Below are 21,114 nucleotides of genomic sequence, written 5' to 3'. Positions count from 1 at the left end.
CCGCGCGTCATGGCCAAGCCGGTCGAATGCCGCATCGTCGGCATGCCTGACGGCCGGTTCGCGGTCATCGCGGTGCTCGCCTCCGGCAAGGTCTTCCGCCACGCGGGCTTGACGTCGTTGGCCGAGGCCGAGGAGAGCGTCGGCATGCTGCGCGACCTCATGGCCGCCTGCGGCGCGCCCGTCGTCGTGGAGGTCTCCAACCGGCTCGGCACACAAGTCGGGGTGAGGGTGGACCAAGCCGTCGGGAGTGGTGGGACCTAAGGGCTGGGTCCGCCTTGGCTCTCGTGGAACGGGACCCCGAACAGGATCCGTCCCGCCTCGTTGGCCACGACGAAAGCGCACCCGCGCGGCTCGTCCCCGGCGCGCAGGAGCTCGGCCGTCAGCCCCGGGATGGCGGCGCACGCCTCAAGGTAGGCAGCCTCGGCGTTCGCGAGTTCGAGCCCGGCCTCGTCGGCTTCCAGGCGCCCGCGGGCGCACACGTCGAAGAAGAAGACCGGCATGGGGCACTCGCCTTTGCGGCTCCCCGGAAGGCAAACCCCATCCGCGAGCGTCGGGTCCCACCGCAGCGGGACCAGACGCTCGCGGATGGGGAGGCCACCTGGGCGCCGGCAGGCCTTGCCTGCCGGCGCGGGGTCCCCGAACCGTACCTCGACGCGTCCGGGGGCGCCTTGTTCGTCCCGGCTGGCGCGAACGTTCCCCACGTCTCGCCCGTTCTAGGCCCTGAGGCCTAGGGGCCTCAATTCGCGGGCGGAGGAAGCCGTAGATGCCAGCACCTGCCACGGCCGGGTTCCCGACGGAGCGGACGCCCCTGCCGGCCGATGCGGGCCATGGCGCGAAGACCGGCTTCTGGGCGCTGACCCTCGGCTCCGTGGGTATGGTCTACGGCGACATCGGGACCAGCCCGCTCTACGCGCTAAAGGAATCCCTGCACGCCGCCGCGGGCGGAGGGCACGCCCCGACGCGCGACATGATCTTCGGCGTCGTCTCGCTGATCCTATGGGCGCTCATCCTCATCGTGACGCTGAAGTACGTTCTCCTGGTCATGCGGGCAGACAACAAGGGCGAGGGCGGCACCCCGTCCCTGGTGGCGCTCGCCCAGCGGGCGCTGGGCCATGCCGGCGGGCCAGTCATCGTGCTCGGCATGGTCGGCGTCGCCCTGTTCTACGGTGATGCCATCATCACCCCGGCCATCTCGGTGCTGTCCGCCGTCGAGGGTCTCAAGCTCGTCACCCCGGCCTTCGAGCCGTACGTGCTGCCGCTCAGCCTTGCCATCCTCATCGGCCTGTTCGCGGTCCAGAGCCATGGCACGGCGCGGGTGGCGACGTTCTTCGGGCCGATCACGGCGTTCTGGTTCGTCGTCATGGCACTCGGCGGCCTGGGCCATCTCGCCGACGACCTAAGTATCCTGGCGGCCTTCAACCCGGCATACGGAATGAGCTTCCTGCTCAACCATGGCACGGCCGGCCTGCTGGCGCTCGGCGCCGTGTTCCTCGCCGTGACCGGGGCCGAGGCGCTCTACGCCGACATGGGCCATTTCGGCCGCTCGCCGATCCGGGCGGCCTGGTTCGGCCTCATCCTGCCGGCGCTCGCCCTGAACTATCTCGGCCAGGGCGCTATGCTGCTCGCCCACCCCGAGCGCATCGAGAACCCTTTCTTCCTACTCTACCCGTCCTGGGCCCTGCTACCGATGGTGCTGCTAGCCACCGTGGCGACCGTCATCGCGAGCCAGGCCGTCATCACCGGCACCTTCTCGATCACGCAGCAGGCCATGCAGCTCGGCCTGCTGCCGCGCATGCGGGTCCAGCGCACCTCCGAGACGGAGAAGGGACAGATCTACATCCCGCGAGTGAACTGGTGGTTGCTCGTGGCGGTCGTGTTTCTGGTGGTGCTGTTCAAGTCGTCAAGCGCACTGGCGGCGGCCTACGGAATCGCCGTGACCGGCGACATGGTCATCACGGCGGTTCTGCTCTTCGTCGTGGCCTGGAAGGCTTGGCGCTGGTCGCCCGTGCTGGCGGTCGCGGTCATCGCTCCGTTCCTGCTGATCGAGCTGGTGTTCCTGTCCGCCAACGCGCTGAAGCTGCTCCACGGCGGCTGGGTGCCCCTGACCATCGGGGCGGCCCTTGTCACGGCGATGTGGACGTGGCGGCGCGGCTCGGCCCTCGTCGCCGCGGAGATCCACCGGCGGCGAGTGCCCTTGTCCGACTTCGAGCGGATGGCCGAGGCCGGTTCGCTGCTGCGGGCGCCGGGCACGGCCCTGTTCCTGACCGGCTCGCCGGGGGACACGCCCGGGGCCCTGATGCACAACGTGAAGCACAACCACGTGCTGCATGCCCGCAACGTCATCCTGCACGTGGTCACCGACGACATGCCACGGGTGCCTGAGGGTGAGCGCGTCGCGGTGAAGCCGCTCTCGGATGTCTTCACCTGCGTGACCGTGCGCTTCGGCTTCATGGAACTGCCCGACCTGCCCCGCGCCCTGGCCGGCGCCGGCTTCGACGCAGGCAACCTCTCCTACTTCCTGACGCGGCGGGTCCTGGTGCCCTCGCCGGAGACGGGCATGCCGGTCTGGCAGGACCGCCTCTACATCGCCATGGCGCGCGCGGCGACCGATGCCTCACGCTACTTCCGCATCCCGGTGGACCGGGCCGTCGAGATCGGAGCGCGGATCGACATCTGACGGCGTGCGCGGCTCTTCGCGGCTTGGTCGCACGGCTCGTGCACGACCGCTGGGCCTCACGTTGAGCCGCATGCCCGAGCGGCTTTGCGGCAGGTCACTTGTGAGCGGTTCAGCGCGCCCACGGGCCGTGTTAGAGCCAGCCATTCCTGCGGAAGCGCCAGTACAGGATGTCACCCTCTTCCAGGGTTACATCGACGATGCGCCCGTCGGCCCCTTTGATGTGGCGCCCGTCCCCTCACCCTGTACTTCCTCGACTCAGCGGACTGCGAGGACACCGTCCGCCCCATCCGCCGGCGCTTGAAGCCGGGCGAACGGTTCGTGGCGGCTCATGCGAGCTTCCCGCAGGAGGGCAGCCGTTCGCCGTGGCTCGCGCGGTACGAGGCATTCGCGGTCGCCTCTGGCGCCGACCGCGACCAGGCGGCGAAGGCGCGGGTCGCCGTGGAGACTCACCTGCACCTACTCGCTCCCGAGGCGGACGCCGTCGTGCTGCAGGCGTCTTCCGGGACGTCGAACTCTTCTTCGCCGCCCTCACGTGGCGCGGCTGGATCGGGCGTGCCTGACCGACAGGCGCTCGGCTAGGCCGGCATCCGGCCGTCCGGCGTGTAGCGGTCGACGGCCTGGGGAAGCTCCCGGGACAGCCGTGACAGGAGCTCCTCGCGGGACAGGCCGGTGCGCTGGGTCAGGGTCGCGAGGACGTCCGGCCCGATGGCCTGCTCAAGGTGCTGCGGCGGAAGCTCCTGGTTCGGCCCCTGGGCGACCCAGGATTGCGCGGTCGGCCCGTGGCCAGCCTGGTGGAAGCGCTCAAGCATCTCGCCGAGGCCGCTGTGCAGGAAGCCGCCGGGGGCTTGGCCCCGCTGGTTGCCGAGCAGACCGCCGAGGATGCCGCCAAGCCCCGCGCCCGGGCCGCCAGGTGCCACGCCGGTGCCAGCCGGTGCCGGCGTAGCCTGGCCGGCTCCGCCCAGCATTTCCGCGAGCTTGTCCCGGTTCTGATAGCCGGCGACAGCAAGCAGGCCCAGGAGGGCCGTCATCGAGGGGTAGCCATCGCTCATGTTTCGTCTCCGGCTAACGGCGGCCTGATCGGGGCCGGTCGCCGTGGGATAGGCACCTGCAACGCGCAAGGCCACCAAGCCGATGCAGTCCGCCATCTGTTTGCTGGACGGATGCCGCACCGAAACCGGGAGCGTTCGCGCGGACCGAACCGTCCGTTCTCCCAAATGAGGACGTTGTGGTCGCCGCGACCTGCTATTCCATGCCAATGGCAGGTTTCGAAGGCTAAGCAGCCATTCCAGCGACTCTGTTGGAAGGGCCGCTTATGGCGCGTTGCAGTCCAGACGGCGTGCGATGTCCTGACCTAGACCAGACGGCGCCGCCGTTCACGAAAATGCCGATTGGCTGCAAAGCGGAATGACTGACCAGGGTTGTAGCTGCCAGTCTGCGTTTCGCACCTAAACCGTCTCCGACCGGTACAACAGCCTTAATGAGCGGTCAGGACTGTGAGGAAGCTGCTGGCTCGCGCGGTTTCAGGCAGCGGATCGCGATAAGCCGCAAAGACATTTTTTTGCTGAGTTCGATGCCTGCCACAGGCAATGCGGCCAGCACTCCGCTCCGCACTTCATCTTGAACCGAGCAAGCCATGACAATCGAGATCCCCAGTCTGGCCCGCACTGCGCGCTTCACCGCTTCCGTGCTGCCGAGCTGCCGGTCGAGGCGGAAGCCTGCACCGACCGCACCGAGGGCCTCGCGAAGAACACGTCCCGTCCCGCTTCCCGGCTCGCCTCCGAGCAGCGATGCGCCGGTCAGATCCTGTGGCGTCAGATGCGCCCGTCCAGCCCACCGATGGTCGGGATCCACGATGACAACGAGCGGTTCGCGACGCCATACGTGGGCATCCAGACCGGTTCGCGGCTCCCACCATTCCAGCAGTGCAACATCGATCTCGCCAGCTTCGAGCCGGGCGATGAGGTGAGGGTTGGTGGCAATTTCCGCGTCCGCGGTCGCGGCGTGCGTTTCCTCGTAGCGTCGCAGGATCTCCGGCATGAGGAAGGTGCCGATATTGCCTGAAGCGCCGATCGCGAGCCGGCTTCCCGCAACCGCCTCCTCCGCGCGTCGGCTGGCGCGGACCAACGCCTCTGCATGAGGGAGCAGGGCTCGTCCCTGGGGTGTCGGGCGACACCCCGCTGGATCGCGCTCGACGAGTGTCGCCCGCAGCGCCGTCTCCAGCTTGCGCACATGCTGAGAGACCGTCGGCTGGGACAGGTTGAGATACCGGCCAGCCGCGTGGAAGCTGCCCGTCGCCAGGACCGCTAGGAGCGTCTCCACGTATTGGAGGTTCAGCACCGGCGTCTTGCCACCCCCTCCGCGCTCAGTTCGCGCCATCGAACCCGCGCAGGCTATCGGGGTGGTTGATCGCGTCCGCGGGCACCAAGCCCTTTAGGGCGTCGAGAAGGTTATGGGCCGCCGCCGCCTCGATCCGGCGGCGCGTGTCGACGACACCCGAGCCGAGGTGCGGCGTGAACAGCGTTCGGTCCTCGTCCGTGAGCAGTCCGGGTGCGATGCGCCGCGGACGGTCGTCCAGTGCCCAATCCTCCATCTCGAAGACGTCGGCCGCGTAGCCCCCGAGGCGGCCTTCCGCGAGGGCCTCGGCCACGGCTGCTTCGTCCACGACCGAGCCACGACCGGCGTTGACGATCCGCAGTCCGGGGCTGGCTGCGGCGAGTGCGGCGGCATCGAGCATGTGGCGCGTGTCCGGTGTCAGGGGAAGCGCCAGGATTAACAAGTCGCTTCGACCCACCAGCGTGTCCCAGGATACGCGGCAAGCGCCGAGTTCCGCCTCAGCGGAAGCCGGAAGCGCCTGCTCATCAAAGTAGAGGAGTTCGCGTGCGCCGAAGCCCTTCAGCCTGCGCGTGATCGCCCGGCCCACCTTCCCCATTCCGGCAACGCCGACGACACTGCCGTACAGGCCGCTGCCGTACAGCCTCGGTCGCCAGCCGTCGAAGCTGGCCCGCACCGCCCGGTCGCCGGCCACCACGTTGCGGCACAGGCCGATGGCCAGGCCGACCGCCAACTCGGCCGTCGGCTCGGTCAGGAGGTCGGGAACGGCGGTGAGCCAGATGCCGGACCGTGTGCAGGCCTCTACATCGAAGTTGTCCCAACCCTTCAGCGCGCACGCAACCACCTTCAGGCGCGGGCAGGCCTCCAGGAAGCCGGCATCCACGCAGTCGGTCATGAAGGCCAGCAGGGCGTCCGCGTCCGAGCAGCGAGCGCGGACCTCTGCCACGGGCCAGGGCTCGGGGCCTGGGTTGATGTCGACGTCGCAGAGTTCCTCCAGGATCTCGCGGGTCTCAGGGAAAACGGGGTTCGTGACGACGACCTTGAAACGCATGGTGCTTCTCACTTGAGCCGGCGGCGCAGAGCCCCGCCCAGGGCGTCGACGAGCGTCACGGCAGCCAGGATGCAAAGCATGATGGCTGCGACCTGATCGTATTGGAGCAGGCGTAGGGAGGCGATGAGTTCGAAGCCGATGCCGCCCGCGCCGACGACGCCGAGCACCGTGGAGGCCCGGAAGTTGTATTCCCAGCGATAGAGTGTCGTGTCGGTGAGCTGCGGCAGGACCTGGGGCAGCACGGCATGCGTGACGACCTGAAGGGGCGAAGCGCCGGCCGCTCGTGCCGCCTCGATCGGCTTGTGGTCCACGTGCTCGATCGCTTCGGCGAAGAACTTGCCGACCATTCCGGTGGAATGCAGGCCCAGCGCCAGAACGCCCGGCAGCGCGCCGAATCCGACGGCCGCGACGAAGAAGATACCCATGATCAGTTCGGGGACCGACCGAAGCGCGTTGAGCAGCAGCCGGAACGCGCCGTAGACGAACGGGTGCGGACTCGTGTTGGGGGCAGCCAGCAGCCCGAGCGGCAGGGACAAGGTCACGGCGAGCACCGTGCCGGCCACGCTCATCGCGAGCGTGTCGACGATGGGTCCCACCCACGAGCGCCATCGCGTGAAGTCGGGCGGGGTCATCTCACCGAGAAGCTGCGCCATCGCGGGCGCGCCTTCGGCGAGGCGCCCCGGATCGAGAAGTCCCACCTTCCAGAGGCAGGCGAGGATCGCGGCGGCAGCCGGCAGGGCAACCATGAGCCGGCGGACCGACGCGCCACGGGCCCGTCCGAGAATGGCGTCATAGCCGTCGGCGGCACCGACCGCCGACGCAAGTGAGGGCGCTCGAGCCATCGCTCAGCCCTTCACCTTCGTCAAGTCGATGTTGAGGAGCTTGGCCGTCTCCCGAAGCACGTCGTAGTCCGCGTCCGTGATGGGGGCGAAGGACTCGGCCTTGAACGGCTTGAGGATCACTGGATCCCTGATCTCTAGGAAAGCGGCCTTGATCTTCTCCTTGAGGTCCGGCGCGAGGTCGCCACGCACCGTCCAGGGATAGTTCGGGATCGGTCGGCTCTCCGCCACGACCTTGATCTTGGCCGGATCGATGCTCTTCTTCTCGACGAGGGCGGTGAAGATGGGCCGGCTGAGACCGCCGGCCTGCACATGGCCTGCCTGTACGGCCCGCGCGACGGCATCATGGGTGCCGAGATGCTGAAAGCCGTAGTCCTGACCGGCTTCGAGGCCAGCGTTCTTGAGCAGGGCCCGAGGGATGAGGTGGCTTGATGTGGACGCCGTGTCACCGAAGCCGACCGTCTTGCCCTTCACGTCGTCCGCTCGCGCGATGCCTGCGGCCACGTTGGCGATCAGGTAGCTGGTGTAGGTCGGCTGCCCGCCCGACACGAGTGCCGCGAACGGTTCGATTTCCGGCGAACGGCTCTTCGCGAGGACGTAGGAGAGCGGCCCGAAATAGGCGAGGTCGATACGCTTGAAGCGCATGGCCTCGATCATGGAAGAATAGTCGGTCGTGACCACGAGTTCGATGCGCTTATTGAGCCCCTGTTCAAGGTAGCTCTTCAGGCCCTGGTTGTTCTGGATGATCGTCGATGCGCTCTCGTCGGGCAGCAGCGCGACCTTGAGCGTGTCGGGATTCGCGCCCTGAGCCAGCGACGGTCCGGCACGCAGGACGGCGCTCAGCGCCAAGCCGGCGCCGAAGGTACGTCTCGAAATCATGATGGCTTTCCTTCAGACTGTTCGGGAGGCGTAGATCGCGGCCCGCCGCGCACGAGGAGCTTCGACGATGTCGACCGAGACCTCGGCGGGCCGTGCGCCGTAGATTCGCGACAGGACGCCGTCGCAGAGACGGGCTGGCGGGCCGTCGAAGACCACCTCGCCTCCACGGACCCCGACGACCCGGTCAGCGAAGTGCCGGGCCAGATCGACTTGGTGCAGGCTCACCACGGCTGAGATGCCGTCCGTCCGACAGATGCTGCGGAGGAGATCGAGCACCCGCGTCGCCGTCGCCGGGTCGAGGCTGGCTACCGGTTCATCGGCGAGGATGAGCCGGGGCCGCTGTGCAACCGCGCGCGCGATGCCCACCCGCTGCTGCTGCCCGCCGGAGAGCAGGTCCACGCGGGTGAGGGCGCGATCGAGAAGATCTACGCGCTCTAGCGCCTCCAATCCGAAACGTTGATCGCTCCGCGACGGAGGCCAGAGCGAGCGCAGGGTGCTCTGATGGCCGAGCCGGCCCATCAGGACGTTCGCGAGCGCGGTCAGGCGGCCGATCAGATGGTGGTGCTGGAAGACCATCCCGGTCACCGCCCGGTGGCGGCGCAGCGTGGCGCGGCTCGCGGCGATGTCTCCTACTCCAGGGGCGGAAACTCGGCCGTTCGTTGGGCGGACGAGGCCGTTTAGGCAACGCAGGAGCGTCGACTTGCCGGCACCAGACGGTCCCAGCAGGACCGCGAACTCGCCTTCGCGAAAAGTCAGAGTTGTCGGTCGCAACGCCTTGATGCCACCAGGATACGCGACTTCCAAGCTTTCAAGGGCCAGCATTCCGCACCCATTCGAAAATCCAATCGAAACCCCCGATTGATTGCGAATGTGAGTAGCGGGGCGACATGAAGAACGGATGACATTGTGCGCCCCCCAACGCTACGGTGCTGCCTCGAACGAAACTCTGTGCGCTGCTCGGCCACCGAGTGTCCTGTGTGGATGGCTCCCGCATTGCAAGTGGCGAATCGAGCTTCTGGCGCGTTGGTCGGGTGCAGTCCTGTGTCCGGCCTGTTGATGCAGTCGTGCATGTTGACTGCTGGCCCTGATGGTATCCGCGAGCTGGGTCCCACTCTGCTTAGCGGGCTATGACGCCCTGGACATTCGGCGGGGTGTCCCGGCTCCCGGTCTGACCGGTTCGCCATCAACTCTCATCGTCCTCGCAACCTGGCAAAGTCTCCTCGCCGTGCTGTCAGGCGGCCATGGCCGCTGGTGCGCGGTAGGTGCCACCGCGGGTCATGATCGCCCAGGCGACCCGCGCCGTGCGATTGGCCGCCGCAACAGTCACCACGCGCACCGGCTTGCGCTGCAGCAGCGCCGGCAGCCGCGGGTCGACCGAAGTCGGCGTCGCCTTCGCGCGCCGGATCAGAGAGGTCATGCCGACCACGAGCAGGCGGCGCAGGTAACGGTCGCCCATGCGCGAGATCCGACCCAGGCGCTCCTTGCCGCCGCTGCAGTTCTGCAGCGGTGTCAGACCCAACGAGGCCGCGAACTGCCGACCGGAGCGGAAGCGCTCGGGCTCGCTCACCGAGGCGGCCAGCGCGGTCGCCGAGACGATGCCGACACCCGGGATCGTCGCCAGGCGCTGTGACAGGTCACAGTCCCGATGCCAGGCCAGCAACTCCTTCTCCAGCCGGGTGAGCTGGATCTGCACGGCGCCGATCTGATCGGCCAGCCCATTCACTACGCGCTGGGCCAGGGGCGGCACCTCGGCCGCGTCTCCGGCTGAGAGCCGAGCTGCCAGTTCGAGCGCATGGCGCAGGCCCCGCGCCATCTCGATCCCGAACTCGGCGAGCAGGCCGCGGATCATGTTCACCAGCTGCGTGCGTTGCTTGACCAGCAGGTCGCGCGTCCGGTGCAGGGCCAGCGCCGCCTGCTGCTCGGTCGACTTCACCGGCACGAAGCGCATGCTCGGGCGTGTCACCGCCTCGCAGATGGCAGCGGCATCATTCGCATCGGTTTTGCCGCGCTTGACGTACGGCTTCACGTAAGCTGGCGGCATCAGCCGCACGTCATGGCCGAGCCTCATGAGTTCCCGGGCCCAATGGTGCGCTGTGCCGCACGCCTCCATGCCGACCAGGCAGCGCGGCAGCTTGGCGAAGAACGGCACGACCTGCGCCCGCCTCAGAGCCTTGCGAACGACGACGTGCCCAGCTGCGTCGACGGCGTGAACCTGGAAGATGCTCTTGGCTAGATCGATGCCGACGGTGATGATCTCCATGGGGATGGCTCCTGCATCTGCGTGGCTGCTTCGACAGCAACCACATCCTGGCACTCAGATGCCGTCAGTCGGAGCGGGAGCCATCCACCCCATCTGCTTACAGGGCTACGCCGCGCCTTCGAATCGCGCTCGTGAAGGGGCTGTTTATGGCGCACAGCCGAACAAGGCGGGGGCGAACTCGTGACCCGTTGCAGACCTTTCTCCTTGCGTGTGCGGATGTCCGCTTTGAAATCAAAAGCGGCGGCCGTCACATCAGGGTACGCCGGCCCGCCGACGCTACTGCGGAAGATGCTAGCCGAAGCGTAATGAGGCGGCGCGCATCGCGCCATCCCAGCATAGGAACGTCGCTTCCCTATACGGCTTTGCCGACGAGGTGGCCGATGCCGGCCGTGACAGCCATCGCGGCGGCGCCCCAGAAGGCCACCCGTGCGGTCGCCCGCGGGATGGCGGCGCCCCCAGCCTTGGCCCCAAGCGCGCCGAGCACCGCCAGGAACACTAGCGAAGCGGCGGATACCGAGTAGACGACGATGTTAGCCGGTGAGACCGCGGCCACGAGCAGCGGCAGAGCCGCCCCGGCCGAGAACGTCGCCGCCGACGTCAGAGCCGCTTGGATCGGGCGCGCCGTGGTAAATTCGGAGATGCCGAGCTCGTCCCGGGCATGGGCGCCGAGCGCGTCCTTCGCCATGAGTTGGTCCGCAACCCTGAGGGCAAGGTCGTGGTCGAGACCGCGGGCGACGTAGATTCCTGCAAGTTCCTCACGCTCTGCCGAAGGGTCCTCAGCGAGCTCGCGTCGTTCCCTTGCGAGATCGGCTTGTTCGGTATCGGATTGCGAACTCACCGAGACGTACTCGCCGGCCGCCATCGACATCGCCCCGGCGACTAGACCGGCCGTCCCGGCGATGAGGATCTCCCCGGAGGCTGCGGCGGACGCGGCGACGCCGACGATGAGGCTCGCCGTCGAGACGAGGCCGTCGTTGGCGCCGAGGACAGCGGCACGCAGCCAGCCCACACGGTCGATGAGGTGGTTTTCCTTATGGGACGCAAGCATCGTTCCTAGAATCTCTCGTATGGGGCGGAAGAAGCGCGTCCCGGGAGGATGCGGCGCAAAACGGTGTCGTGCCAGAGGTAATGATGGATCAGGGCGGCCGCGGTGTGGAAGGCGGCGACCACCATCAGGACGTTGGCAGCGAGACCGTGCCAATGGGTTAGCAGCCGGCGCCATTCCGGGTCGCCGAGGGCCGGCAGAGCGAGCGGGCCGATTAACGTGACACCGCGCACGAAGGCATTTGCGATCCCAAGGCCCGCGATGACCAGGAGCAACAGGTAGAGCGCAAGATGGGTCGCCTTGGCGAGAACATGCAGGGGGCCTGAATTATCGACCGGAAGCTTACGCCCTTTCGTTTGCCGCCAGATCAGCAACATGGCGATGACACCGGTGAACGCAAATCCTAGGACGAAGTGGGCGGACCAGATCCCGGACCGGAGAGCGCCCTTGGGCACGAGGTCTTCCAGGAAGGTGCCGATGAGCCATAGGACCAGCACCAGGCCGCCCGTGAGCCAGTGCAGGGCGATAGTGGTTCCGTCGTAGGACGTCTCTCGTGAGGTCATGTCGTATCCGATCTCGAAGGGCGCACGCCCCTACCTCGGAGGGTACGGACGTGTGCCCGGTGCATCAGGGCTTCGAAGGCGCCTGCGGTGCAAGGTCGATGGGCTTGTTGTCATTGAGGTCCCAGCCCGTGTTCGGATCGGACTTGGTGCGCTGGACCTGGGCGCGCATCTGCCACTGGTACTTGGCGATGCCGTGCTCGACCTCCTGAAGCAGGTTGGACGTCGTCGGGTCGACCTTCTCCGTGGCCTTGATGGCCGCGTTCACCTCCTCGCCGACCCTTTTGTAGGCGTTCATGAACCACGACAGGATCTGGGCGTCATCGAGGAAGCCGCCGGGAATCTCTGGAACGCCGGAGGTCTTCACGATGGTGTTGGCGCGGCCGTCGGCCGACGATCCGACGGCGAGCAGGCGCTCGGCGATGGTGTCGGCGTATTTGGACAGGCCCTCGTAGTGCTCCTGCAGAAGCAGGTGCAGCGGGTAATACAGCGTGCCGGAGGCGTTCCAGTGCGCCTGCTTAGTCTGGAGTTGGAGCTGCTGCAGCTCGGTCAGGGTCTGCTGGAGGGCTGCGACATCCTTCTTGATCGCATCGGCGTCGCCGTCGAGGCTGATAATCGGAAGCGTCGTCATCTCGTTGGTCGGGAAGGCGCCGACCGGCTGCGGGCTGGTCATCTTGGTCTGCGAGGCGCCGCGGACATCGTCGGTGCTTTTGGCGGTCTGCTGATCCGCCTGGGCAAAGTCGATCCGCGACAGGACCTTCACCGCGCTCGGGGGCGGCGGCGCGAGGGTTGGCGTTCCGTTGGCGAGGACGGGAAGCGGCAGGGCCGTCCCGACAAGGAGCATGGCTGAGAGGAAACGGGCATTCTTCATGGGGTGTCGATCTGATCCTGGTGCGTGCACCGCCTTGGTGGGCGATGAGGACCTGGAAAACGAACGCAGTTTGGAAGCGTTCGAAAATGACATCGAATTTAGGATTTCGCCGCATGCCCCGCGGACATGAGAATGGCGGAGCATCCTACCCTGAATGCCCCGCCATTCACTCCTCAAGGGATGCCTTTTTTAGCCTAAATCGATCAGGATCGGACGTCGTAGCGGTCAGGCATCATGACCTTGTCCCAGACCTTGGCGAAATTCTCTGCGAACCGGGTTACACCGTCGCTGCCGGCATAGACCTCGGCCACAGAGCGGAGCTGGGCATTCGACCCGAACACCAGAACGCAGCGCGTCGCGGTGAACTTCGCCGCGCCGCTGGCCCGGTCGACGAGCTCGAAGGCCATACCCGTCTCGTCGGTCTTGCGTCATTCGAGGTCAACGCTGGTCGGGTTCACGAAGAAGTTGTTCGACAGCACGCCGACCCGGTCGGTGAAGAGGCCGTGCTTCGAGCCGTCGTGGTTGGCCCCGCGGGCCCGCTGGCCGCCGACCAAGGCAACTCACTCGGGGGCGGTGAGAGACAGGAGATATGCCTTGTCAAGGAAGAGCTCTTCCGGCGAGACGCGTCCCGACGTGATGGGCGCATAACCGTCGGCCACGTAGTTCCGGAAGCCGTCCACGACGGGCTTGAGCCACGTGAACATCTCGATGTTGATCAGCTCCTGCCGGGTGTCGACGCGACCCGGGGTGAAGGGCACCGTCGCGGGATGGCCACCGTCGGCGAGCGCCTTCTCGATGGCGGCGCAGCCGTCGAGCACGATGAGATCGGCGAGGAACACCTTCCTGGCGCCCCCCGTCGGTTGAACGTGTCGGCGATTTGCCGGAGCGCGGCCACCACCGGCACGGTGCGCCGGTTGATCGCCCAGTCCCTGTGGGGCGCGAGCGCCAGCCGACCGCTATTGGTCATCGAGGTCCCGACGCGAAGCGGGTCATGCCGTTGGCCCCGGGAGCACCCATGGCGCCCAAGCCTTGGCCATTCCCGTCCGGAGGCCTTCAGTCCTTGCCGCCATGGCATTCCATTGCCGGCGGGACTGTCGAGCAGTTCAACTTGCAAGTCTGGTCCGCCCTGCAATACCATTGCAGTGACCCCCGACTGATGCAGGAACCCCCACAGTGCTTGTGGGGAACACCGACTGGCTCTGAGAAGGACAATGGAGGGTCGTTTCGGACTTGGCTGGAACCCGCTGTCACTGACGTTTGCATCGCCGCGAAGGCAAGGATCGCGCAGGCCCACTTCCGGGCCGCATAAGAATGCTTCGACATCATCCGGCGATCTCGCACATAAATGCAGATTAGAACAATTCATAAAATTATATTCATTTTTCGTCGCGCGTCTTGACGGGCGGCGCCCAGTGATACGCCTCCCCCGACGCCATGCCCGCCAATCGACGACAGACCTGACGTTCAGCCCGTCACCGAGGCATGACGTTCCACCGCCGGGCATGCCATCTCGAAGCGGCATCCCCCGTGAGGACCATCACCGACGCTAAGCGGAAATCCGTGCAGCTTGGCGATGGCCGCAACGAGGCCGAGACCGAGCCCGTTGCCTTGCGTCTGCCTGGCACGTTCCGCACGATAGAACCGCTTGAAGACATGGTTGCGTTCGTCGGCGGGAATGCCCGGCCCCGTGTCTTCCACGGACACCACGGGAACGCCGTCGCGCCGAGCCAGGCCGATCACGACGCGGCCTCCGGTCGGGGTGAACTTGATCGCGTTGTCGAGGAGGTTCGAGATCGCCTCGAAGATGAGGCTGCGGTCGCCCCGAACGGCAGACGCTTCCCCCTCGATGCGGATGCCGAGGGCAATTCCCTTCTCGTCGGCCAAGGGTTCGAACAACTCCGCGGCCTCGCTCACAACGAGCCGTAGGTCGACTGGGCCGAAGGCGGCGCAGCGCCGTCCGTGCTCGATCTCGCCGATGCGCAGGACCGCGGTCACCATCTCCAGCGTCTGGTCGATCCAGACGAGGCCTTGGTCCACCGCTTGGCGCAATTCCTCGATGTCGCGGGCTCGGTCCCGACCCCGCTCAAGACGCAGACGCAAGCGGGTGAGCGGCGTCCGCAGGTCGTGCGCGACGGCGTCGCCCACCCCGCGCACCTCCTCAACGAGGCGCTCGATCTCGGCGAGCATGCCGTTGACGTCGCGCGCCAAGCGGTCGAATTCGTCTCCCGCCTCGCCGACCGGCAGGCGCTGGCGCAAGTCGCCCCGCATCACCTGTGCGACCGCCGCTTCCGTGGATGCCAGACGTCGCCGGGCGCGTCCGGCGAGCAGGACGCCGCCGAGGATCGAGAAGGCCATCGTCGGGACGAGGGCGAGGCCCAGCGCTCGGATCACCGTTGCCTTGGCGCGGTCGATCTCGTCGGTGTCGTGGGCCACGACCACGATGCTGCCGTCGTTCAAGGCCACGGCCGCCGACCAGAGTTCCTCGTTCAGGCGCCGTCCCGCGATGGCGACCTGCGCCCCGATCCGGTGGACCTCGCCATCCACCGGCAGGCTTGGCGGCCGCGCATCGAGGTTTCCTGCGAGCCTGCTACCATCGGCCCCGAACAGACCGGCGAAGTGGACGCTGTGTAGGTCCTCGCTGATCCATGTCTCGATGCGGTTGACCGCTTTCGCGGGCTCGCGGGCGGCATAGTGCGCCTCGTGGCGCAGGACCTGGGCGAGCTCGTCCTGCATGAACGCGGCGGTCTGCCAGTACACGAAGGCGAACAGCAGCAACGACAGCAGGGTCGACCATAGGGCGATGGCGAGCGCCCAGCGGAATGCGAAGGAACTGACGAGCCTAGACATCGGGGGACAGGGTAAAGCCCTCTCCCCGGACGTTATGGATGAGCATCGGCTCGCCTTCGGTCTCAAGCTTCTTGCGCAGGCGTCCGAGATGCACGTCGATGAGGTTGGATTTGGGAGTGAACCGGTAGTTCCACACCTCCTCGAACATCATTGCCCGGGTCACGACCTGCCCGGGCCGTCGCATAAGGTATTCGAGCAGCTTGAGCTCGCGCGGCAGCAGGTCGAGGTCGCGCTGGCCCCTGCGACCGGTGCGGGCGATGAGGTCGAGCTCCAGCGTCCCCACCCTGAGGACCGTCTCGCGAATGTCGGTCGGACGCCGTAGCAAGGCCTCGATCCTGGCCGCGAGTTCGGCGAGGACGAAGGGCTTGCCGAGATAGTCGTCGCCCCCGGCGCGCAGGCCCCGGATACGCTCGTCGACATCGCCGAGCGCGCTCAGGACAAGGGCGGGTGTGCGGTCCCCGGCGCCCCGGAGGTCCCGCAGCAGGGTAAGTCCGTCCAGGCCCGGAAGCATGCGGTCGAGGATGATGGCGTTCCACCCGCCCGAACGGGCTGCGACCGCACCGTCCGGGCCGGTGGCCGCCCATGCAACCTCATGCCCACGCCCATGCAGGTCGCCGAGAATTTCCTCGGCCGTCGCGGCATCGTCCTCGATCAGAAGCAGCTTGGCCAACCCGGTCCACTCCCGGGCTCAACGCCCCCGTCCCGGTGCCTGATGTGGTTCGGGACAACGCTCATGACCACGAGTGTGAACGCGAATTTAATGGTGTGGGTGTCGCCCCGTCCTATGTCTTGGAATGAATCTAATCGACGGAAGATAACGTGCTGCTGGAGGCGGAGACGGACGTGCTTGGGAGCGGCGAGGGAGGGATCGCCGGTCGTGGCCAGGCGTGCGAGCGCTCGGACTTCGAGGGATCGAGCGCGGCAGGAGCGTCCGTCGGGTACGCCCCATCCGTTCAGACCCCTAGGGGGATGAGGCCTCGGTCCTTGTTGGCCGTATTCGCTTGCCTGATCGCGGCCGCATCGGCAGGCTGGTGGTATCGCGAGGCCGCCAAGCCCTACTTCGAACCCGTGCTGGGCCTCATCGGTCTTGCCCCCGCCGCACCTGACACTGTGCCGAGCCCGAATGGGGCCGCTTCCGAACAGCCGACCGAGGACAACGTCGTCCGCCTCGATGCCGATGGGCAACGCCGCCTCGGACTGGCCTTCGGGCAATCCGAGACCCGCCGGATCATCCTGCCCGTGCGGACCCCCGGCATGGTCGCCTTTGATGAGCGCCGGGTGACCCGCCTCAAGCCGCGCACCGCGGGCCGGGTGCTGAGCTTGTCCGTGCAACCCGGCGACCGGGTGAAGGCCGGCCAGACGCTGGCGACCCTCGATGCCTCCGGCGTCCTCGACGCTCGCAGCGGCCTGGCCGCCGCCCAGGCCAGCCTCGGAGAGGCCCAGGCGACGGAAAAGGTCGCCGAGACCAACCTCAAGCGCGGCAGCGACCTCGTGAAGATGGGCGGGGTCGCCCAGGCCGAGGTCGACCGGCGCCAAGTCGATCTCGCGAAAGCGCATGCGGCCACCCTCTCGGCGCATGCGCAGGTCGACCTCTACCGGGCGCAGTACGAGCGTCTGGCACCCGCGCCTGGACAGGCCCCCGGCACCAGCGCCATCATCTCGCCGATTGACGGCGTGGTCACGGCCGCCGGCATTACCCTGGGCGAAGTCGTCGACACGAACCGCGACGCCTTCACTGTGGCGGACCCATCGCAGATCCAGGTCCTGGCCAACCTCTACGGGCACGACATTGCCACCGTGAAGGAAGGCGACCGAGCGACCATCGAGGCTCCTGTCGCGGCGCATCCGCGCTTCGAGGGCCGTGTGCGTTCGGTCAATGCGGCCATCGACCCGATGACCAATACCGCCCCGGCCCGGATCGAGATCGCCAATCCTGACGGGAGCCTGCGCGCTAACATGTTCGTGTCCGTGGAGATCGCCGCCGATCTCGGGCGCGACGGCCTCACGGTGCCGGCCGCTGCGATCCAGCAGACGGAGGGTGGTCCCATCGCCTTCGTGCGCATCGGCGACGACCGTTTCGAGAAACGGGACGTCACGCTCGGGGTCCAGCGGACCGACTGGGTCGAGGTGAGATCCGGAATCCAGTTCGGCGAAACGGTGGCGACGCAGGGCAGCTTCGGGCTTAAGGCGATCCTGATGCGCGCGCTGCTAGGCTCGACGGATTGAGGGCCCGATGAACGCCTGGTTCGCCCTCCTCATCCGCCGCCGCTGGCTCGTCCTGGTCCTGGCCTTGGCCGGGGCCGTCGGCGGCATCGTCAATCTCGAAGGCCTGTCCATCGACGCGGTCCCGGACGTCTCCCCGAAGCAGGTAATGGTCCTGACCCTGTCGCCGGGCCTCGGCCCCCTGGAGGTCGAGCGGCTGGTCAGCTTTCCGGTCGAGAACGCCATGGCCGGTGCCCCGGGACTGACCGGTATCCGGTCGACCTCGCGCTACGGCGTCTCGGCCGTCTACGTCACCTTCGACGATTCCATGTCGATCACCGAGGCGCGCGCGCAGGTGTTCCAGCGCCTGCCTCTGGCGAAGACCATGATGCCGGCCAGCGTCGGCGATCCCGAGATGGGGCCGATGGCGACGGGTCTTGGCGAAATCTACCAGTTCGAGGTGCGCGGCCCGGGCTACTCGCCGATGGCGCTTAAGCGCATCCTGCAATGGACCATCGCGCCAAAGCTCAAGCTCACGCCCGGGATCGCCGACGTGAACATTTACGGCGGACAGATGCCGACCTACGAAGTCCGCATCGCCGCCGAGAGCCTGCACCGCTACGGCGTAACGATGGGCCAAGTCTACACGGCGCTGTCCGAGAACAACGCCGCGCGGGGCGGCGCCTACATCGAGCACAACGACCAGCAGGAGGTGATCCGCGGCCTCGGCTTGGCTAAGGACACGAAAGATCTTGCCAACATCGTCGTGACGACAGGCCCCGGCGGCGTGGCGGTGACGGTCGCCACCTTGGGCGAGGTGGTCGAGGCGCCCAAGGTTCGCCTCGGGGCGGTGACGCATGACGCCGCCGGTGAGACTGTGGTCGGCATCGCCATGATGCAGCAGGGTGAGAACGCCAGCGCCGCGGTCGTGGCCGTGAAGCAGACCATCGAGGCCTTGCGTCCGCAACTGCCGCCGGGCGTCGAGATCGTGCCGTACTACGACCGCAGCACCCTGGTGGCGCGAACCATCCGCACCGTCGAGCACAACCTCATGGAGGGGGCGGTGCTCGTCATCGTCGTGCTGCTGCTCCTTCTCGGCAACCTTCGTGCCGGCCTCGTGGTGGCGGCCGCGATACCGCTGTCGATGCTCATGGCCTTCGCGGGCATGCGGCTGTTCGGGCTCTCCGGCAACCTGATGAGTCTGGGCGCCATCGACTTCGGCCTCATCGTCGACGGCGCCGTGGTGATGATCGAGAACGTCCTGCGCGCCCGGGGCGAGCACCCCGAACGCCCGGCCGAGGAAGTGATCCGCAAGGCGACCGTGGAGGTGGCACGTCCGATCCTGTTCGCGGTCGCCATCATCATCATGGTCTACCTGCCCATCCTCGCCCTCGAAGGGGTCGCCGGCAAGATGTTCCGGCCGATGGCACTGACCGTCATCCTGGCGCTCGCCGGCTCGCTCGTGCTGACGATGACGCTGATGCCGGCGCTGGCCGCCATCGTACTGGCCGGCCCCGGCATCGGCGAGCGCGAGACCCGCCTCGTCCACTGGGTACGCGGCGCCTACACCCCGGTCCTGCGGCTCGCCGAGCGCCGCACCGGCCTGACCGTCCTCGTGACCCTCGGTCTCTTCGTCGGGAGTTGCTGGCTGGCGACGCGGCTCGGCGGCGAGTTCCTGCCCAAGCTCTCGGAGGGCTCCATCGTCATCACCTCGGAGAAGCTGCCGGGCATCAACCTCGACGCCTCCCTCAAGGTCATGCACCGCATCGAGGAGACCCTGAAGTCATTCCCGGAGGTGAAGCGCGTCGTCTCGCTGACCGGCAGCGCTGAGATCCCGACCGACCCGATGGGCGTCGAGTCCACCGACAGCTTCATCACGCTCTCCGACCCCTCGACCTGGACCACGGCAACCACCCAGGAGGGACTCGTGGCCGCCCTCGACAAGCGTCTGCGCGCGGAGGTGCCGGGGGTGTCCTACGCGTTCTCGCAGCCGATCCAGATGCGGATGGACGACCTGCTGGAGGGCGTGCGGGGCGACGTCGCGATCAGCCTCTACGGCGACGACCTCGCGGTTCTCAAGGACAAGGCCGACGCCATCGTGCGGGCGGTCTCGGGCGTCTCGGGGGCGGCCGACGTGAAGGCCGAGGCGCAGGCCGGCATGCCCGCGCTCTCCATCCAGGTCGACCGGGCGGCAGCCGCTCGCTACGGCGTCAACGTCAGCGACGTCCTCGACGTGGTGGAGAGCATCGGCGGCCGCACCGCCGGCATGATCTACGGCGACGACAACTCCATCACCGATATAGTGGTCCGGCTGAAATCTGGGGACCGCAGCGACATCGAACGCATCCGCGACCTGCCGATCGGCCGCAACGGCAAGGCACTGGTGCCCCTGTCGTTGGTCGCCTCGGTGGAGGTGGCGACGGGTCCCGCCCAGATCAGCCGCGAGAAGCTCCAGCGGCGCATCTCCGTCCAGGCCAACGTGCGCGGGCGCGACGTCCAGAGCTTCGTGACTGACGCGCAGGCCGCGGTTAAAGCGCAGGTCACTCTGCCGCCGCGCTACTCCCTGCAGTGGAGCGGCCAGTTCCAGAACCTGCAGGAGGCCACAGCCCGGCTCTCGGTCGTCGTTCCGGCCGCGATGGCGGCGATCCTGGTGCTGCTCGTCGTGATGTTCGGCGACGTCCGCCTCGCCGGGCTGATCTTCCTCAACGTGCCCGTGGCTGCCACCGGCGGCATCGTCGCCCTATACCTGCGCGACCTGCCATTCTCGATCTCGGCGGCCATCGGATTCATCGCCACCTTCGGCATCGCCATCCTGAACGGCGTGGTGCTGACGAGCTACATCCGCGACCTCGAACGGGTCGGCCTCGATGCGCGAGAGGCGGCGACCCGAGCCGCCGAGATGCGCCTGCGCCCGGTCCTGATGACGGCGCTGGTGGCGGCGCTGGGGTTCCTGCCGATGGCGCTCTCGACGAGTGCCGGCGCCGAGGTGCAGCGTCCCCTGGCCACGGTGGTGATCGGCGGCCTCATCACCGCAACCCCGCTCACGCTCGTCGTGCTTCCCGCCGTCTATCCCTACCTGGCGCATCTTCGGCTCCCCTGGCGCCGTCGCGACCAGGACGAGCCATCCGGCCTGGGAGCGAAAGGCGGCCAGCGCGCGGACGTCGATGGCTAGAGGCCTTCGGACCGGCAACGGGCCTACCGTCCTCGTGGGGGTCCTAATCCTGGCTGCTGGCGCCCGACCCGCGCCCGCTGCGGATTTCGATTGCGCAGGATTCCTCAGGATGCACGGGATGCTCCGCAAGGCGTCGGCAGCCTGCGGTTTCGCGTCCTACAATCCCACCATCGTGGATCGGGCACGCACCTGCTTCGATGCGCTTGGTAGCCGGCGCGGCGCCGAGGCGATGCATACGGGCGCGGCCGAGTTCGAGCGCTGGCAGTTCATACGCAACTACGACGCCCTCTGCGGAACCCTGGCCGCCAAGTTTCCGATGGTCGTCAAGCCGTAGGCCGGGAGTCGCAAGTTCGACGGCTACCTGATTTGACCCCAGGGCA

Annotated in this window: 18 protein-coding genes and 1 pseudogene; 5 read left to right on the top strand and 14 right to left on the bottom strand. The window is 67.5% G+C overall.

The window, feature by feature from the left end; genetic code table 11:
- Positions 1 to 9: 9 nt before the first annotated feature.
- Positions 10 to 261, top strand: coding sequence for a hypothetical protein (locus tag ACPCJR_RS22355; protein WP_012452130.1), 252 nt, complete (start codon positions 10 to 12; stop codon positions 259 to 261).
- Here the strand turns inward: ACPCJR_RS22355 and ACPCJR_RS22350 are convergent.
- Positions 258 to 500 (bottom strand): DUF6894 family protein, encoded by a 243-nt coding sequence (locus tag ACPCJR_RS22350; RefSeq protein ID WP_012452131.1) that lies wholly within the window; start codon positions 498 to 500, stop codon positions 258 to 260. The two genes, ACPCJR_RS22355 and ACPCJR_RS22350, sit on opposite strands and share 4 nt — an antisense overlap.
- A gap of 263 nt (positions 501 to 763) precedes the next feature.
- Here ACPCJR_RS22350 and ACPCJR_RS22345 point away from each other — a divergent pair, with 263 nt between their 5' ends.
- Positions 764 to 2,677 (top strand): potassium transporter Kup, encoded by a 1,914-nt coding sequence (locus tag ACPCJR_RS22345; RefSeq protein ID WP_012452132.1) that lies wholly within the window; start codon positions 764 to 766, stop codon positions 2,675 to 2,677.
- 575 nt (positions 2,678 to 3,252) lie between these two features.
- Here the strand turns inward: ACPCJR_RS22345 and ACPCJR_RS22340 are convergent.
- From ACPCJR_RS22340 to ACPCJR_RS22280, 13 genes and pseudogenes are all read right to left on the bottom strand, one after another.
- Entirely contained in the window at positions 3,253 to 3,726 is a 474-nt protein-coding gene (locus tag ACPCJR_RS22340; protein ID WP_238231203.1) for a YidB family protein, read from the bottom strand.
- Positions 3,727 to 4,162: 436 nt separating this feature from the next.
- Positions 4,163 to 5,014, bottom strand: a complete 852-nt coding sequence (locus ACPCJR_RS22335) for a LysR family transcriptional regulator (protein ID WP_391515168.1) — start codon at positions 5,012 to 5,014, stop codon at positions 4,163 to 4,165.
- Positions 5,015 to 5,039: 25 nt separating this feature from the next.
- Entirely contained in the window at positions 5,040 to 6,059 is a 1,020-nt protein-coding gene (locus tag ACPCJR_RS22330) for a phosphonate dehydrogenase (protein ID WP_183669216.1), read from the bottom strand.
- An 8-nt stretch (positions 6,060 to 6,067) separates the two neighbouring features.
- The gene (gene phnE / locus ACPCJR_RS22325) at positions 6,068 to 6,805 is read right to left on the bottom strand and encodes a phosphonate ABC transporter, permease protein PhnE (RefSeq protein WP_345972402.1); all 738 of its coding nucleotides are present in this window, start codon (positions 6,803 to 6,805) and stop codon (positions 6,068 to 6,070) included.
- A 99-nt stretch (positions 6,806 to 6,904) separates the two neighbouring features.
- A complete protein-coding gene (phnD, locus tag ACPCJR_RS22320) occupies positions 6,905 to 7,777 on the bottom strand; it encodes a phosphate/phosphite/phosphonate ABC transporter substrate-binding protein (protein ID WP_017483140.1) in 873 nt (290 codons plus the stop codon).
- A gap of 12 nt (positions 7,778 to 7,789) precedes the next feature.
- The gene (gene phnC, locus ACPCJR_RS22315) at positions 7,790 to 8,599 is read right to left on the bottom strand and encodes a phosphonate ABC transporter ATP-binding protein (protein ID WP_026105332.1); all 810 of its coding nucleotides are present in this window, start codon (positions 8,597 to 8,599) and stop codon (positions 7,790 to 7,792) included.
- Between the two features lie 409 nt (positions 8,600 to 9,008).
- The gene (locus ACPCJR_RS22310) at positions 9,009 to 10,037 is read right to left on the bottom strand and encodes an IS110-like element ISMmg2 family transposase (RefSeq protein ID WP_009867220.1); all 1,029 of its coding nucleotides are present in this window, start codon (positions 10,035 to 10,037) and stop codon (positions 9,009 to 9,011) included.
- A gap of 352 nt (positions 10,038 to 10,389) precedes the next feature.
- Positions 10,390 to 11,085, bottom strand: coding sequence for a VIT1/CCC1 transporter family protein (locus tag ACPCJR_RS22305; protein ID WP_182553616.1), 696 nt, complete (start codon positions 11,083 to 11,085; stop codon positions 10,390 to 10,392).
- Between the two features lie 5 nt (positions 11,086 to 11,090).
- Positions 11,091 to 11,645, bottom strand: a complete 555-nt coding sequence (locus tag ACPCJR_RS22300) for a cytochrome b (protein ID WP_182553615.1) — start codon at positions 11,643 to 11,645, stop codon at positions 11,091 to 11,093.
- Between the two features lie 64 nt (positions 11,646 to 11,709).
- Positions 11,710 to 12,513: a Dps family protein gene (locus tag ACPCJR_RS22295; RefSeq protein WP_182553614.1), complete on the bottom strand. Its 804-nt coding sequence runs from the start codon at positions 12,511 to 12,513 to the stop codon at positions 11,710 to 11,712.
- Positions 12,514 to 12,716: 203 nt separating this feature from the next.
- Positions 12,717 to 13,474, bottom strand: a pseudogene (locus ACPCJR_RS22290) (peroxidase family protein); the annotation flags it as partial.
- Positions 13,475 to 13,977: 503 nt separating this feature from the next.
- Entirely contained in the window at positions 13,978 to 15,360 is a 1,383-nt protein-coding gene (locus tag ACPCJR_RS22285) for a sensor histidine kinase (RefSeq protein ID WP_391515171.1), read from the bottom strand.
- A complete protein-coding gene (locus tag ACPCJR_RS22280) occupies positions 15,353 to 16,030 on the bottom strand; it encodes a response regulator transcription factor (RefSeq protein WP_182553612.1) in 678 nt (225 codons plus the stop codon). The genes ACPCJR_RS22285 and ACPCJR_RS22280 overlap by 8 nt, the downstream gene beginning before the upstream one ends.
- Before the next feature lie 149 nt (positions 16,031 to 16,179).
- Between ACPCJR_RS22280 and ACPCJR_RS22275 the strand changes: the two genes are divergently transcribed.
- The 3 genes from ACPCJR_RS22275 to ACPCJR_RS22265 all read left to right on the top strand — a co-directional run bounded on the left by ACPCJR_RS22275 (position 16,180) and on the right by ACPCJR_RS22265 (position 21,068).
- Positions 16,180 to 17,586: an efflux RND transporter periplasmic adaptor subunit gene (locus ACPCJR_RS22275; protein ID WP_391515174.1), complete on the top strand. Its 1,407-nt coding sequence runs from the start codon at positions 16,180 to 16,182 to the stop codon at positions 17,584 to 17,586.
- Between the two features lie 7 nt (positions 17,587 to 17,593).
- Positions 17,594 to 20,734 (top strand): efflux RND transporter permease subunit, encoded by a 3,141-nt coding sequence (locus ACPCJR_RS22270; protein ID WP_391515175.1) that lies wholly within the window; start codon positions 17,594 to 17,596, stop codon positions 20,732 to 20,734.
- A gap of 109 nt (positions 20,735 to 20,843) precedes the next feature.
- Positions 20,844 to 21,068 carry a hypothetical protein gene (locus ACPCJR_RS22265; protein ID WP_391515177.1) on the top strand — a complete coding sequence of 75 codons (225 nt, stop codon included), beginning with the start codon at positions 20,844 to 20,846 and terminating at the stop codon, positions 21,066 to 21,068.
- Positions 21,069 to 21,114 lie beyond the last annotated feature (46 nt).

Source organism: Methylobacterium sp. NPDC097929 (genome assembly GCF_049543375.1).
In the GTDB taxonomy this organism is placed as follows: Bacteria; Pseudomonadota; Alphaproteobacteria; order Rhizobiales; family Beijerinckiaceae; genus Methylobacterium.
Note: the sequence above shows the minus strand (reverse complement) of the source record. Positions and strands in the feature narration are given on the sequence as shown.

Excerpts from the sequence above, each read along its gene's own strand:
- ACPCJR_RS22355 (WP_012452130.1), top strand. The coding sequence starts at position 10 with ATGGCCAAGCCGGTCGAATGCCGCATCGTCGGCATGCCTGACGGCCGG.
- ACPCJR_RS22350 (WP_012452131.1), bottom strand. The coding sequence starts at position 500 with ATGCCGGTCTTCTTCTTCGACGTGTGCGCCCGCGGGCGCCTGGAAGCC.
- ACPCJR_RS22345 (WP_012452132.1), top strand. The coding sequence starts at position 764 with ATGCCAGCACCTGCCACGGCCGGGTTCCCGACGGAGCGGACGCCCCTG.
- ACPCJR_RS22340 (WP_238231203.1), bottom strand. The coding sequence starts at position 3,726 with ATGAGCGATGGCTACCCCTCGATGACGGCCCTCCTGGGCCTGCTTGCT.
- ACPCJR_RS22330 (WP_183669216.1), bottom strand. The coding sequence starts at position 6,059 with ATGCGTTTCAAGGTCGTCGTCACGAACCCCGTTTTCCCTGAGACCCGC.
- phnE (WP_345972402.1), bottom strand. The coding sequence starts at position 6,805 with ATGGTTGCCCTGCCGGCTGCCGCCGCGATCCTCGCCTGCCTCTGGAAG.
- phnD (WP_017483140.1), bottom strand. The coding sequence starts at position 7,777 with ATGATTTCGAGACGTACCTTCGGCGCCGGCTTGGCGCTGAGCGCCGTC.
- phnC (WP_026105332.1), bottom strand. The coding sequence starts at position 8,599 with ATGCTGGCCCTTGAAAGCTTGGAAGTCGCGTATCCTGGTGGCATCAAG.
- ACPCJR_RS22310 (WP_009867220.1), bottom strand. The coding sequence starts at position 10,037 with ATGGAGATCATCACCGTCGGCATCGATCTAGCCAAGAGCATCTTCCAG.
- ACPCJR_RS22305 (WP_182553616.1), bottom strand. The coding sequence starts at position 11,085 with ATGCTTGCGTCCCATAAGGAAAACCACCTCATCGACCGTGTGGGCTGG.
- ACPCJR_RS22300 (WP_182553615.1), bottom strand. The coding sequence starts at position 11,645 with ATGACCTCACGAGAGACGTCCTACGACGGAACCACTATCGCCCTGCAC.
- ACPCJR_RS22295 (WP_182553614.1), bottom strand. The coding sequence starts at position 12,513 with ATGAAGAATGCCCGTTTCCTCTCAGCCATGCTCCTTGTCGGGACGGCC.
- ACPCJR_RS22285 (WP_391515171.1), bottom strand. The coding sequence starts at position 15,360 with ATGTCTAGGCTCGTCAGTTCCTTCGCATTCCGCTGGGCGCTCGCCATC.
- ACPCJR_RS22270 (WP_391515175.1), top strand. The coding sequence starts at position 17,594 with ATGAACGCCTGGTTCGCCCTCCTCATCCGCCGCCGCTGGCTCGTCCTG.
- ACPCJR_RS22265 (WP_391515177.1), top strand. The coding sequence starts at position 20,844 with ATGCACGGGATGCTCCGCAAGGCGTCGGCAGCCTGCGGTTTCGCGTCC.